Annotated in this window: 10 protein-coding genes; 4 read left to right on the top strand and 6 right to left on the bottom strand. The window is 62.0% G+C overall.

Features of this window, described 5'->3' with window-relative positions; genetic code table 11:
- Window position 1 precedes the first annotated feature (1 nt).
- The 5 genes from R0125_RS13595 to R0125_RS13575 form a co-directional block, all read right to left on the bottom strand.
- Window positions 2-1,996: an acetyl/propionyl/methylcrotonyl-CoA carboxylase subunit alpha gene (locus R0125_RS13595; protein ID WP_317238541.1), complete on the bottom strand. Its 1,995-nt coding sequence runs from the start codon at window positions 1,994-1,996 to the stop codon at window positions 2-4.
- Complete coding sequence (locus R0125_RS13590; RefSeq protein WP_317238540.1) at window positions 1,996-2,802, bottom strand: enoyl-CoA hydratase-related protein; 807 nt, start codon at window positions 2,800-2,802, stop codon at window positions 1,996-1,998. Before R0125_RS13590 ends, R0125_RS13595 begins: the two co-directional genes overlap by 1 nt.
- 14 nt (window positions 2,803-2,816) lie before the next feature.
- Window positions 2,817-4,424, bottom strand: a complete 1,608-nt coding sequence (locus tag R0125_RS13585; RefSeq protein ID WP_248182703.1) for a carboxyl transferase domain-containing protein — start codon at window positions 4,422-4,424, stop codon at window positions 2,817-2,819.
- 191 nt (window positions 4,425-4,615) lie between these two features.
- A complete protein-coding gene (locus R0125_RS13580; RefSeq protein ID WP_317238539.1) occupies window positions 4,616-5,782 on the bottom strand; it encodes an isovaleryl-CoA dehydrogenase in 1,167 nt (388 codons plus the stop codon).
- A 40-nt stretch (window positions 5,783-5,822) separates the two neighbouring features.
- Window positions 5,823-6,260, bottom strand: a complete 438-nt coding sequence (locus R0125_RS13575; RefSeq protein WP_317238538.1) for a MerR family DNA-binding transcriptional regulator — start codon at window positions 6,258-6,260, stop codon at window positions 5,823-5,825.
- 118 nt (window positions 6,261-6,378) lie between these two features.
- On the opposite strand from R0125_RS13575, the gene R0125_RS13570 reads away from it, so the two are divergent.
- The 4 genes from R0125_RS13570 to R0125_RS13555 all read left to right on the top strand — a co-directional run bounded on the left by R0125_RS13570 (window position 6,379) and on the right by R0125_RS13555 (window position 11,096).
- The gene (locus R0125_RS13570; protein ID WP_317238537.1) at window positions 6,379-7,140 is read left to right on the top strand and encodes an SDR family NAD(P)-dependent oxidoreductase; all 762 of its coding nucleotides are present in this window, start codon (window positions 6,379-6,381) and stop codon (window positions 7,138-7,140) included.
- Between the two features lie 25 nt (window positions 7,141-7,165).
- Window positions 7,166-8,317: an acyl-CoA dehydrogenase family protein gene (locus tag R0125_RS13565; protein ID WP_317238536.1), complete on the top strand. Its 1,152-nt coding sequence runs from the start codon at window positions 7,166-7,168 to the stop codon at window positions 8,315-8,317.
- A gap of 17 nt (window positions 8,318-8,334) precedes the next feature.
- Window positions 8,335-9,516, top strand: coding sequence for an acetyl-CoA C-acyltransferase (locus R0125_RS13560; RefSeq protein WP_317238535.1), 1,182 nt, complete (start codon window positions 8,335-8,337; stop codon window positions 9,514-9,516).
- 242 nt (window positions 9,517-9,758) lie between these two features.
- Window positions 9,759-11,096 (top strand): sodium-dependent transporter, encoded by a 1,338-nt coding sequence (locus tag R0125_RS13555; protein WP_317238534.1) that lies wholly within the window; start codon window positions 9,759-9,761, stop codon window positions 11,094-11,096.
- On the opposite strand, the gene R0125_RS13550 is transcribed toward R0125_RS13555, so the two are convergent.
- Window positions 11,083-12,990, bottom strand: a complete 1,908-nt coding sequence (locus R0125_RS13550; protein ID WP_317238533.1) for a sigma 54-interacting transcriptional regulator — start codon at window positions 12,988-12,990, stop codon at window positions 11,083-11,085. The genes R0125_RS13555 and R0125_RS13550 overlap by 14 nt on opposite strands.
- Window positions 12,991-13,211 lie beyond the last annotated feature (221 nt).

The raw sequence follows: 13,211 nt of genomic DNA, 5'->3' as shown, positions 1-13,211 counted from the left end.
GTTACGCCGCCTCCTCGTCGCTGGTTTCGATGGCGATCAGCTCCGCGCCCTCGGACACCTGGTCGCCCTCGGCGTAGAAGATGTCTGTCACCACGCCGTCGGCCGGGGCCTTGATGGCGTGTTCCATTTTCATGGCTTCCATGATTACCAGGGTCTGGCCGGCGGTGACCTGGTCGCCCACTTTGGCCTGCACCGCGACAATCGCGCCGTTCATCGGGGCCTCCAGGCTGCCTTCGCCGGCCAGCTCCTCGGCGCCGAAGGTTTCACGGAATACGTTGCACTGGAAGGTGTCGCCCTCGTAGAACAGCACCAGCTGGTGGTTGTGCAGGTTGCCGTGCACGCTGATGCGGTGGCCGTTGATCACCGCCTGCAGGGAGTCGTCATCCAGCTTGCAGTTGAGGTGGTAGATGCTGCCGCCGACCATTACCTGGTAGCGGTCGTCCCGCTCGAGGATCTTGAGTTCGTGCACCTCTTCACCCACCAGCAGGTGCATGGGCTGCGCGTATTCGGAGTTCATGCGCCAGCCGTTCTGGCGGCCGAACGGCGACCAGGGGTCGGTGCTGACCACTTCGCGGGATTTGCGCTGTTCCAGCAGGAAGCCGGCCGCCAGTACCAGCCCTTTGTGCAGGTCGAGGCGGGATTTGGGGAACAGCAGCTCGCGGTGGTCCTCGATGAATCCGGTGGTCAGCTCGGCCTCCCGGAACGGCTGGGCGTCGGCCAGGGCATGCAGGAAACGGATGTTGGTTTTCACCCCGGCGATGCGGTAGTGCTCCAGCGCCTGCACCATGCGGTTAATGGCCTGGTCGCGGGTTTCGTCCCACACGATCAGTTTGGCGATCATCGGGTCGTAGTGAATGCTGATCTCGTCGCCTTCGGTAACGCCGGTGTCCACGCGCACATGGACGTTTTCATCCGGCGTACTCAGGTAGCGCAGGGTGCCGGTGGCCGGGAGGAAGTCCTGGTCCGGGTCCTCGGCGTAGATCCGCGCTTCCAGAGCATGGCCGCGGGTTTTCACCTGGGCCTGTTCCAACGGCAGGGGGTCGCCCCAGGCCACTTTCAACTGCCATTCCACCAGATCCTGGCCGGTGACCATTTCGGTGACCGGGTGTTCCACCTGCAGGCGTGTGTTCATTTCCATGAAGAAGAAAGAGCCGTCCACGTCGTAGAGGAATTCCACGGTGCCGGCGCCCACATAGTTGATGGCCTGGGCGGCTTTGACCGCCGCTTCGCCCATGGCTTTGCGGGTTTCCTCGCTCAGGCCCGGGGCCGGGGCTTCCTCCAGCACTTTCTGGTGGCGTCGTTGCACGGAGCAGTCCCGCTCGGCCAGATAGACACCGTGGCCGTCCCGATCGCAGAACACCTGGATCTCCACATGGCGCGGCTGGGTCAGGTAGCGCTCGATGAGCATGTCCGGATTGCCGAAGGCGTTCTTCGATTCCCGTTTGGCGGCCGCGAGGGCGTCGTCGAAGTCTTCCATACGCTCCACCACCCGCATGCCTTTGCCGCCGCCACCGGCCACAGCTTTCAGCAGTAGCGGGAAGCCGCACTGTTCGGCTCCCTTACGCAGGGTGTCCGGGCTCTGGTCGTCGCCGTGGTAGCCCGGTACCAGCGGCACGCCGGCTTTCTCCATGATCGCCTTGGCGGCGGATTTGGAACCCATGGCTGCAATAGCTGAGGAGGGCGGGCCGATGAACACGATGTTGTTGGTTTCGCAGGCTTCGGCAAACCGGGTGTTCTCGGACAGGAAGCCGTAACCCGGGTGGATGGCCTGGGCACCGCTTTTTTTCGCAACTTCGATGATTCTGTCGGCTTTCAGGTAGCTTTCGGAGCTGGGCGCAGGGCCGATGTGGAAAGCTTCGTCGGCCATGGCCACGTGCCGCGCGTTGGCGTCGGCGTCTGAATAGACTGCTACACAGCGAATGCCCATGCGATGCGCGGTCTGGATGATCCGGCAGGCGATTTCGCCACGGTTGGCGATGAGAATTTTACTGAACATTAGTCTTCCTCCGGAACCCAGTTGGCCTTGCGTTTGTTCAGGAACGCGCTGAGCCCTTCCTGACCCTCTTCACCCACCCGGATATCCGCGATGCGGTGCGCGGTGTCGTCAATGACCTCGCCGCTGATCGGTTTGTGGCTGACGGCGAACACCAGATTCTTGGCGGCTTGCATGGCCTCGGGACCGTTGAGGGCAAGCTGAAGCAGTAATTCGTCGCAGCGTCGGTTCATGGCATCCACGTCGGCACAAATTTCGTGCACCAGGCCGAAGTGTTCGGCTTGTTGGGCGGAGAAGATCTCAGCGGTGATGAAGTAGCGGCGGGCCTGGCGTTCGCCGATGGCGCGCACCACGTAGGGACTGATCACCGCCGGAATCAGGCCGAGCTTCACTTCACTGAGGCAGAAACTGGCTTTTTCGGTGGCCAGCACGATGTCACAGCAGGCGGCGAGGCCCACCGCGCCACCAAACGCCGCCCCCTGAACCAGGCCGATCACCGGTTTGGACAGGTGGTTGAGAACGTTCATCAGCCGCGCCAGTTCGCGGGAGTCGTCCAGGTTTTCCTGGCGGCTGTTGTCCGCCATGCGGCGCATCCAGCCCAGGTCGGCACCGGCGGAGAAGTGCTTGCCCTCTGAACGCAGGATGACCACCTTCACATGCTTGTTGGTGTCCACGTCGGTGAGGGCGCCGATCAGCTGCTGGATGATGACGTCATCAAAGGCGTTGCGCTTGTCCGGGCGGTTGAGTACCACCTCGGCAATGCCGCCGTCGCGGTGTCTGAGCAGAACTGCAGAGTCGTTGTCTGTCATGTCAGTCCTCCCGATTACATCCGGAACACGCCGAAGCGGGTGGGCTTGGCGGGTCGGTTGAGGGTGGCAGACAGGCTCAGGGCCACGACTTCACGGGTCTGGGCCGGGTCGATCACGCCGTCGTCCCAGAGCCGGGCACTGGCGTAATAGGGGTGACCCTGGTGTTCGTAGGTGTCGGCGATGGGTTTCTTGAACGCGGCTTCGTCGGCCTCGCTCCAGGTTTCGCCCTTGCGCTCCAGCCCATCGCGGCGAACGGTGGCCATCACGCCGGCGGCCTGCTCACCGCCCATCACGGCGATGCGGGCATTCGGCCACATCCACAGAAAATCAGGGCTGTAGGCGCGACCACACATGCCGTAGTTGCCGGCGCCGTAGCTGCTGCCGATCAGTACGGTGATCTTGGGCACGTTGGCGCAGGCGACGGCCATAACCATCTTGGCGCCGTGCTTGGCGATGCCTTCGGCTTCGTGCTTCTGGCCCACCATGAAGCCGGTGATGTTCTGCAGGAACAGCAGCGGGATGTTGCGCTGGCAGCACAGTTCGATGAAGTGCGCGCCTTTCTGGGCGGACTCGCTGAACAGGATGCCGTTATTGGCGATGATGCCCACCGGGTAGCCGTGGATGTGGGCGAAGCCGGTCACCAGGGTCTGGCCGTAGTAGCGTTTGAATTCGTCAAACTCGGAGCCGTCGACGGTGCGGGCGATGACGTCGCGCACGTCGAACTGTTTGCGCAGATCGGTGCCGACAATGCCGTAGATTTCCTCGGCGTCATACAGCGGCGCACGGGGTTTCTGGATTTGCACATCGGCCGGTTTGCGGCGGTTAAGGTTGGACACGCAGCGCCGGGCAATGTCCAGGGCGTGGGCGTCGTTCTCGGCGTAATGGTCGGCTACGCCGGAGATTTTGCAGTGTACGTCGGCGCCGCCCAGATCCTCGGCGCTGACGACTTCACCGGTGGCGGCTTTCACCAGCGGCGGGCCGGCGAGGAAGATGGTGCCCTGTTCCTTCACGATGATGGATTCGTCGGCCATGGCCGGCATGTAGGCGCCACCGGCGGTGCACAGCCCCATAACCACGGCGATCTGGGGGATGTCGTCAGCCGACATGCGCGCCTGGTTGTAGAAGATGCGGCCGAAGTGGTCCCGGTCCGGGAACACTTCGTCTTGCCGGGGCAGGTTAGCGCCGCCGGAGTCCACCAGATAGATGCAGGGCAGCCGGTTCTGTAGGGCAATCTCCTGGGCACGCAAGTGTTTTTTTACGGTCAGCGGGTAGTAGCTGCCACCCTTCACCGTGGCGTCGTTGGCGATGATCATGCACTCGGTGCCGGAGACGCGGCCGACGCCGGCGATGACGCCCGCCGCGGGGACTTCTTCGTCGTAGACGTTGTAGGCGGCGAACTGGCCGATTTCCAGGAAGGGGGAACCTTCATCCAGGAGGCGGTTGATGCGCTCTCTGGGCAGCAGTTTGCCGCGTGCCAGGTGGCGTTCCTGGTAGGTGGGGCCGCCGCCTTGCTGGATGGTGGCGACTTTGTCCCGCAGGTCGGCCACGGCTTTGGCCATGGATTCCTGGTTGGCCTGGAACTCTTCGGACCTTGGGTTGATTTTGCTTTGTAGCACGGTCATGGTTTTTTGATCCCTCAAAAGTTGGGGGCGCGGGGCTGATGGACTGTCCTTCCGGAAACCGCTGCGAGCACATCCATGTGCGCTTCCCTCAGGCCATCCATGGCCTTCGAAATTTCCGGAAGGACAGCCCACCAGCCCCTTGGCATACATTGGGTGCAGGTGTCCGCGCTAGGCGAACGAAGGAGCTGGCCTTACTTGTTCAGGAACAGCTCTCTGCCGATCAGCATGCGGCGGATTTCAGACGTGCCGGCACCGATTTCGTAGAGTTTGGCGTCGCGCAGCAGGCGGCCGGTTGGGTATTCGTTGATGTAGCCGTTGCCGCCCAGCAGCTGGATGGAGTCCAGCGCCAGTTTGGTGGCCATTTCGGCGGAGTAGAGGATCGCGCCGGCGGCGTCTTTGCGGGTGGTTTCGCCGCGGTCCGCGGACATGGCTACCATGTAGACGTAGGATTTGGCGGTGTTCATCCAGGTGTACATGTCCGCCACTTTGCCCTGGACCAGCTCGAATTCGCCGATGGCCTGGCCGAACTGTTTGCGCTCGCGGATGTAGGGAACCACCACGTCCATGGCCGCTTGCATGATGCCCAACGGGCCGCCGGAAAGTACCAGGCGTTCGTAGTCTAGGCCGCTCATCAGGACTTTGGCGCCATTGCCTTCGCCGCCGAGGATGTTTTCGCGGGGCACTTTGCAGTCCTGGAAGACCAGTTCGCAGGTGTTGGAGCCGCGCATGCCGAGTTTGTCGAGTTTCTGGTGGCGGCTGAAGCCGGGGGCGTCGCGTTCTACGATGAAGGCGGTGACGCCGCGGGAGCCGGCCTGGGTGTCGGTTTTGGCGTAGATGACGTAGGTGTGTGCGTCCGGGCCGTTGGTGATCCACATTTTGTTGCCGTTGAGTACGAAGTGGTCGCCTTCGTCGCGGGCAGACAGTTTCATGGAGATGACGTCGGAGCCGGCGTTGGGCTCGGACATGGCCAGCGCGCCGATGTGTTCGCCGCTGATCAGTTTGGGCAGGTATTTCTGCTTCTGTTCTTCCGTGCCGTTGCGGTGGATCTGGTTCACGCACAGGTTGGAATGGGCGCCGTAGGACAGGCCGACGGAGGCGGAGGCGCGGCTGATTTCTTCCATGGCGATGACGTGCGCCAGGTAGCCCATGTCGGAGCCGCCGTATTCTTCACTGACGGTAATACCCAGCAGGCCCATGTCGCCCATTTTCCGCCACAGGTCCATGGGGAATTCGTTGTTGCGGTCGATGTCTTCCGCCCGCGGGGCGATTTCCGCGGCGGCGAAGCCGTTGATCTGTTCGCGCAGCATGTCGAGGGTTTCGCCGAGGCCGAAATTGAGCTCTGAGTATTGTGATTGCATGGTTGGCTACCTTGGTATTCCGAATTGATTGACGCGGGGATCAGGCCCCCGCTTTTTCTGATGATGGTTGTTTATTCTGTGACTCTTTACGTTTCTGAAGTTCCGCCAGGGCTTCGCGACAACGGGTTTCTGCGGTTTCCATTTCCATTTCTGCCTGGGCGATGTCGTTTTTCTGCTGTTCCAGCTGGGCGCGCTTGTTGTCCAGAATGGCCAGCATCTTCAGTAACTGTTTTTCGTTCCCCGTGAGGGTTTCGTCCCACAGGTCGAACAGTTCCTTGGTTTCGGCCAGCGAAAAGCCCATGCGCTTGCCCCGCAGGATCAGCTTCAGCCGAACCCGGTCCTTGGAACTGAAAATTCGTGTCTGCCCCCTGCGGGCGGGTTTCAGCAGGCCCTGATCCTCATAGAACCGGACGCTCCGTGTGGTAACGTCAAACTCCTTGGCGAGCTCACTGATGCTGTATGTGGTTTTTTCTGCCATGGCGATTTCCTTTTTATAGTAAGGTTAGATAAAGTTTACGTAAACGTAAAGTAATTTCTGGGTGTCAAAACCCGTTTTTCGAGTTGAATGATCTGATACATATTGCGAGGAGCAGACGATGGAATTTCAGAATGTACCGGCCATTGTAACCGGTGGCGCTTCCGGTTTGGGCGAAGGCGCGGCCCGTGCGCTGGCGGCCGCTGGCTGTAAGGTGGCGATTCTCGACCTGCAGAAAGAGCAGGGCGAGGCGGTGGCCCGGGACATCGATGGGCTGTTTGTGCACTGTGATGTCAGCTCCCCAGAGAGCGCGGAAGCGGCGCTCGCTGCCGCACGTGAGGCCCACGGCCACTGCGGCATTGCGGTGAACTGTGCCGGTATCGCACCGGCGGTAAAGATTCTGGGCCGTGACGGGGTGATGCCGCTGGAGAACTTCAGCAAGGTGATTCAGGTCAACCTGATTGGCACCTTCAACATTCTGCGTCTGGCCGCCGCCGAGATGGCCCAGCGTGACGCCAACGGCGATGGCGAGCGGGGCGTGATTATCAACACAGCCTCGGTGGCTGCCTACGAGGGCCAGATCGGGCAGGCCGCTTACAGTGCCTCCAAGGGCGGGGTAGTGGCGTTGACGCTGCAGTCGGCGCGGGAGCTGGCCCGTGAGGGTATCCGGGTGAACACCATTGCACCGGGCCTGTTCATGACGCCGATGATGGCGGGCATGCCCCAGGAGGTGCAGGACAGCCTGGCGGCGACGCTGCCGTTCCCGAAGCGCCTGGGTAAGCCGGAAGAGTTCGGCATGATGGTGGACCAGATGGTGCGCAACCCGATTCTGAACGGCGAGGTGATTCGTCTGGATTGCGCCCTGCGCATGGCGCCCAAGTAATCGCATTCAATTGCAGGAGAGATTCATGACCATGCCTGTCGATAAAGAAGAACTGGCGATGTTCCGCGAGTCGGTGATCAAGGCTCTGGAAGCCGAGGTGCGGCCGCATTACGAAGCCTGGGAGAAATCCGGCATCGTGCCGCGGGCGCTGTGGAACACCCTCGGCAACGCCGGCATGTTGTGTGTCGATGTACCGGAAGAGTGGGGCGGTATCGGGGCCCCCTTCCAGTTTTCCGTGGTAGTGGGCGAGGAGCTCGCCCGTCTGGGGTTCGGCGCTCTGTCCACCAACGTGATGGTGCATTCGGACATCGTGGCGCCGTACCTCAGCCACATGGGAAATGAGCAACAACGCCAGCAGTGGCTGCCCAGGCTGGTGTCCGGCGAGGCGGTTGGCGCGATCGCCATGACCGAGCCGGGGGCCGGCAGTGACCTGCAGGCGATCCGCACCCATGCGGTGAAGGATGGCGATAGCTACATCCTCAACGGCTCCAAGACCTTTATTACCAACGGCCAGCACGCGGACATGGTGATCGTGGCCGCCAAGACCGACCCGAAAGCCGGTGCCCGTGGCATCAGCCTGTTCCTGGTCGACACCTCGCTGCCGGGTTACAGCAAGGGCCGTAATCTGGACAAGATCGGCCAGCACTCCGGCGACACCTCGGAGATGTTCTTCTCCGATATGCGGGTTCCGGCCTCTGCGCTTCTGGGTGAGGAAGGGCAGGGTTTCATGTACCTGATGCGGGAACTGCCCCGCGAGCGGCTGGTGATCGGCGCCCTTGGTGTGGCAGCGGCCCGCGGCTCCCTCGACCTGACCATTGCCTATGCCCAGGAGCGGGAGCTGTTCGGCCAGAAACTGGCGCAACTGCAGAACACCCGTTTTGAAATCGCCCGCATGGAAACCGATTACCGGGTGAACAAGGCCTTCGTGGACCAGTGCATCGATCAGTACGACCGCGGCGAACTGGATGCCCCGACGGCTTCCATGGCCAAGTACAGTGCCACGGAAATGCAGTGCCGGGTGGCGGACGGCTGCCTGCAGCTGTTTGGTGGCTACGGTTACACCACCGAGTACCCGATTTCCCGGAACTTTATTGATGCCCGGGTGCAGCGGATTTACGGCGGCACCTCGGAAGTGATGAAAGAGATCATTGCCCGTTCGGTACTGGGCAAAGCCTGATTGAGTGAGGAACCGTTATGAGTGACAACAGCGTTGTGATTGCAGGCTCCGCCCGCACCCCCATGGGCGGCATGATGGGCTCCCTGAGCTCGGTGCGTTCGCCGCAGCTGGGGGCGGTCTCCATCAAGGCGGCCATTGAGCGCTCCGGCCTGCAGCCGGCGGATATCCAGGAAGTGATCATGGGCTGCGTGCTGCCCGCCGGCCTGGGCCAGGCCCCGGCGCGCCAGGCCTCCCGTGCCTCCGGCATCCCCGACAGCTCCGGCTGCACCACTATCAACAAGATGTGCGGCTCCGGCATGCAGGCGGTGATCATGGCCCACGACCAGATCAGGGCCGGCACCAACAACATCATGATCGCCGGCGGCATGGAAAACATGAGCCAGGCCCCGTACCTGTTGCCGAAAGCCCGCGGCGGTATGCGCATGGGCCACGGCCAGGTGATGGACAGCATGTTCCTCGACGGCTTGGAAGACGCCTACGAGGGCGGCCTGATGGGCGTCTTCGCCCAGCGCACCGCCGACAAGTACGACATCAGCCGCCAGGCGATGGATGAGTTTGCCATCGGCTCCCTGCAGAAATCCCTGGCGGCCATCGAAAACGGCTGGTTTCGCGACGAGATCGTCCCGGTCACCGTCGCCGGCCGCGGTGGCGACACCGAGGTGGGCGTGGACGAGCAGCCGGGCAACGCCAAACCGGAGAAAATCCCGCACCTGAAGCCGGCCTTTGCCAAGGACGGCTCGGTTACGGCCGCCAATTCCAGCTCCATCAGCGACGGCGCCTCCGCCCTGGTTCTGGCCTCCGCCGCCGAAGCCGACGCCCGGGGCCTGACACCCCAGGCGCGCATCGTGGCCCACGCCACCCACGCCCGTTTGCCCGCCGAGTTCACCCTGGCCCCCATCGGCGCCATCGAGAAGGTCCTGAACAAAGCCGGCTGGTCCGTTGACGACGTGGACCTGTTCGAAATCAACGAAGCCTTCGCGGTGGTCACCCTGGCGGCCATTAACGAGCTCAAGCTTCCGGCGGAAAAGGTCAACGTCCACGGCGGCGCCTGCGCACTGGGCCACCCGATCGGTTCCTCCGGTTCCCGGATCATCATTACCCTGATGAATGCTTTGCGTCAGCGTGGCCTCAAGCGTGGGGTTGCGTCGCTGTGTATTGGGGGTGGCGAGGGGACTGCTGTTGCTCTTGAGTTGATTTGATCTGGGAGGTCGCGGTCCTTTGTAGCCTGCCGGTTGAGGGCCAGGCCTGCGGGGTGGCAGGCCCGCGCCGAGAGACCTACGAACTATTCCGACCTGCAAACCCCCTCTGCTTTTAACCTTTAGCCCGCGTACCCGCCCGCACGAGTCAAACCTGGGCCACGTTGACCCCGATCATGCGCCAAAACGGCTCATTTGCTAGGCTCCAAGGCAGGGAAGACATCGCAAACGGAGATCGGAGCGCCGTGCCAAAACGCCACGAGTTTATTGAAGAGTCCCGCAAACAATGGAGCTCGGAGCCCGCTTTTGTGGCCTCCATGGCCGCTGCCGCAGTCGGCCTCGGGAATCTGTGGCGGTTTCCCTACATGGTGGGGGAGAACGGGGGTGGCGCGTTTGTGGTGGCTTACCTGCTGGCGCTGATTGTGGTGGTGCTGCCCATCATGATTCTGGAGGTGTCCGCCGGCCGGCTCTCCAAGGGCAGCACGGTGCAGACCTACCGGCAGGTCAACCGCTTTGGCGTGGTGTACGGCTGGTTTGTCGTGCTGATTACCATGGCCATTACCAGCTACTACCTGGTGATCACCGGTTGGACGCTGGGCTATGCCGTGGACGCGGCCACCGACGACCTGCGGGTGTTTGGTGAATTCAGCGCCGGCTATAACTCGCTCTGGTATTTCATCGCAGTCACTCTGCTCGGGGCAATTATCCTGGCCCGGGATGTGAAAGCCATTGAGCAGATGTCCAAGATCCTCATGCCGGTGTTGCTGGTGGTGATGATCGGGCTGGTGGTCTTTGCCAGCCGCACGCCTGGCTGGGAGCAGACCAAGGATTTCTTTTTTCAGGTGGACTGGAGCCGGCTGGCCAGTGGCACGCTGTGGGCGTTTGCATTCGGCCAGGCGTTCTACACGCTGGCCATCGGGCAGGGCTATCTGGTGACCTACGGCAGCTTTATCCCGCGCCAGACCCACGTACCCCGGGCCTGCCTGGTGGTGGCCGGCACGGAGACCAGCGTGGCCCTGCTGGCCGGCTGGATGATCTTTCCGTTTGTTTTCAGTTTCGGCATGGAGCCGGCGGAGGGCAGCCAGCTCGCGTTTGTTACCCTGCCCCGTGTGTTTGCAGATGTGGCGGGCGGCTACTGGGTTGGCGTTCTGTTTTTCGGGTTGTTCTTTCTGGCTGCATTCAGTTCCAGCCTTGCCGGGCTGAAGGTGATGATCGCGGCGGTAGCGGAGGAGTTCCGGTTACGCAACACCACGGCGGTGGCCCTGGTCACCGTGGTGATGTTGGTGCTGGGTACGGCCTCGGCCCTGAGCTTCACGCCACTGGAGTGGACCATTGCCGGTGAGCCGGTGCTGGATGTGATTGACCGGGTGGCCGGCGGCAATGTGATCATCTTCTCCGGGGTGCTGGGTGCTGCGATGTTCTGCTGGTTTATCCCACCGTCGAAGATCCGCACGGTGTTGGGCACCGAGAGCCGCTGGTGGGAATGGCGCATCTACCTCGTCGGGCGTTATCTGCCGCTGGTGATGGTGCTCTGGATCGTGATTACGTACGCCCTGAATCAGGTCGGTGTCACGCCGACCTGACCTGGAACTGTCGCGGCTCGATTTTCAGTTTTTTCAACCGTGAGGTCAGGGTGGTGGGCTTCACCCCCAGCAGCGCCGCGGCTCCGTCGTCCCCGAACACCCGCCCGGCGCTCATCGTCAGGGCGCGGGTCAGATTCTGTTTTTCCAGTTCCCTGAGTTCCCGCTCGGTCATCAGGTCGCCCTGATAATGGCGGGCCGGCGGCGCTTGCGCGGTCACCGGTCGGGCGCTGGAGTCGGAGCCGGCCAGGTCGAGATCGAGGTGGCCGTCAGCGGTGATCACCTGGCGCTCGATCACGTTCTCCAGTTCCCGCACGTTACCCGGCCAGTGGTAGGCCTTCAGGGTTTCCACGTCGCCTTCCTTCAGCGCCAGGGGCGGGCGATTGAATTTCTGGCAGGCGCGGTTGAGGAATTCCTGGGCGAGGATGGGAATGTCCTCCTGGCGCCGCCGCAGCGGCACGGATTCGATGGGAAACACGTTGAGGCGGAAGTAGAGATCTTCACGGAAGGTTTTGGCCTGCACTTCCGCCTTCAGGTCCCGGTTGGTGGCGGCGATGACCCGCACATCCACCGCGCGGGTGTGGTTTTCGCCCACCCGCTCGAACTGCTGATCCTGCAATACTCTCAGCAGTTTACCTTGCAGTTCCAGAGGGATTTCCCCCACCTCATCCAGAAACAGGGTACCGCCGTCCGCCAGTTCGAACCGGCCCACCCGGTCACTGACTGCGCCGGTGAAGGCCCCGCGGATGTGGCCGAAGAACTCACTCTCGAAAAGGTCTTTCGGAATGGCGGCGCAGTTGACCCGTATCAGTGGTCGGTCACGGCGGGTGCTGGACTGATGAATGGCGCGGGCGATCAGCTCCTTGCCGGTACCGGATTCGCCGGTGACCAGAACATTGGCGTCGGTAGGGGCAACCATACCGATGCGGCGCACGATGGCCTTGATGGCGTCGCTCTGGCCAAATATCTCGTGAAAGTGGTATTCCGCACTGAGCTCTTCCTGCAGGTAAGCGTTTTCCATTTCCAGCCGGTGTTTGAGACTCTCCACTTCCTCCAGGGCTTTCTGCAGCTCCTTCTGGGCCTGCAGCCGCGGGGAGATGTCCCGGAACACAACCACTGCGCCCACCGGGTGGCCGTTGTCCAGGATGGGCGTGCTGGTGTATTCCACCGGGAAACCGGTGCCGTCCTTGCGCCAGAACCAGTCCTCGCCCACCCGTTTGATGCTGGCGTCCCGAAAGGCGGCGTAAATAGGGCACTCTTTCAGTGGATAGAGGCTGCCGTCCTCGTGAGAGTGGTGGACCACACGATGAATGACCCGACCCATAAGCTCATCAATGCGCCAGCCCAGCATGCGCTCCGCTGCCGGGTTGGCGAAGGTGGTGCGGCCCTCGGCATCCACGCCGTAAATACCTTCCCCGACGGCGTGAAGAATCAGCTGGTTCTCACGCTCCATGTCCTTGAACAGCTCTTCTACCCGCCGCCACTCCAGCAGCCCGCCACGATGATAATGGTTGGCGTCGTGGCGCTCCCGCAGCGTTCGTAACTGGCGACGGTCCCGCAGCAACAGCAGCAGCTCCTGGGATTCTGCTTCACCGACCCGTGAGGCGGAAATCTCCAGCTCAACGGTGTGGCCGTCCCGGTGTTTGACCATGAAATCCCGGCTCCAGCCGTGGCTGCGGAACAGGGTTTCCTCGGTGAAAGCAATCAACTGGGGGCGTTGGTCGGCGAACAAGCGGGTACAGGGGGTGCTTTTCAGGGACTGCCGGTCGATACCCATCAACCGGCCCATGGCACTGTTGGCAGCAACGATCAGATCCTGGGCGGCATCCACCAGCAATGCGGCCTCCGGCAGGTGGTCTATCCAGGCATGGTTGTTGACGGGGTGTTCCGGGTGCATGGGGCTGTCCTCGTTAATCATGAAAACAACAGAACAAACCCCGTGCCAACTATGAAAAATCGTAGCGATGCCTACGAAATCTCGTTTATTACGATAATTCGTAGTGGGTGTGTTCAGAAAGGATAAATAAAAGAGCTTTGAAAACATGGGTTTAAAAAAATATCGGTAGTTGGCACAAACCCTGCGATATCTCTCCCAGAACGCGCAACCGCCCCGGCCTG

It is taken from the genome of Marinobacter sp. M-5 (assembly GCF_032911545.1).
In the GTDB taxonomy this organism is placed as follows: domain Bacteria; phylum Pseudomonadota; class Gammaproteobacteria; order Pseudomonadales; family Oleiphilaceae; genus Marinobacter; species Marinobacter goseongensis.
The sequence above is the reverse complement of the archived record's forward strand: the minus strand, read 5'-3'. Positions and strand labels throughout refer to the sequence as shown.

Excerpts from the sequence above, each read along its gene's own strand:
- R0125_RS13595 (WP_317238541.1), bottom strand. The coding sequence starts at position 1,996 with ATGTTCAGTAAAATTCTCATCGCCAACCGTGGCGAAATCGCCTGCCGG.
- R0125_RS13590 (WP_317238540.1), bottom strand. The coding sequence starts at position 2,802 with ATGACAGACAACGACTCTGCAGTTCTGCTCAGACACCGCGACGGCGGC.
- R0125_RS13585 (WP_248182703.1), bottom strand. The coding sequence starts at position 4,424 with ATGACCGTGCTACAAAGCAAAATCAACCCAAGGTCCGAAGAGTTCCAG.
- R0125_RS13580 (WP_317238539.1), bottom strand. The coding sequence starts at position 5,782 with ATGCAATCACAATACTCAGAGCTCAATTTCGGCCTCGGCGAAACCCTC.
- R0125_RS13575 (WP_317238538.1), bottom strand. The coding sequence starts at position 6,260 with ATGGCAGAAAAAACCACATACAGCATCAGTGAGCTCGCCAAGGAGTTT.
- R0125_RS13570 (WP_317238537.1), top strand. The coding sequence starts at position 6,379 with ATGGAATTTCAGAATGTACCGGCCATTGTAACCGGTGGCGCTTCCGGT.
- R0125_RS13565 (WP_317238536.1), top strand. The coding sequence starts at position 7,166 with ATGACCATGCCTGTCGATAAAGAAGAACTGGCGATGTTCCGCGAGTCG.
- R0125_RS13560 (WP_317238535.1), top strand. The coding sequence starts at position 8,335 with ATGAGTGACAACAGCGTTGTGATTGCAGGCTCCGCCCGCACCCCCATG.
- R0125_RS13550 (WP_317238533.1), bottom strand. The coding sequence starts at position 12,990 with ATGCACCCGGAACACCCCGTCAACAACCATGCCTGGATAGACCACCTG.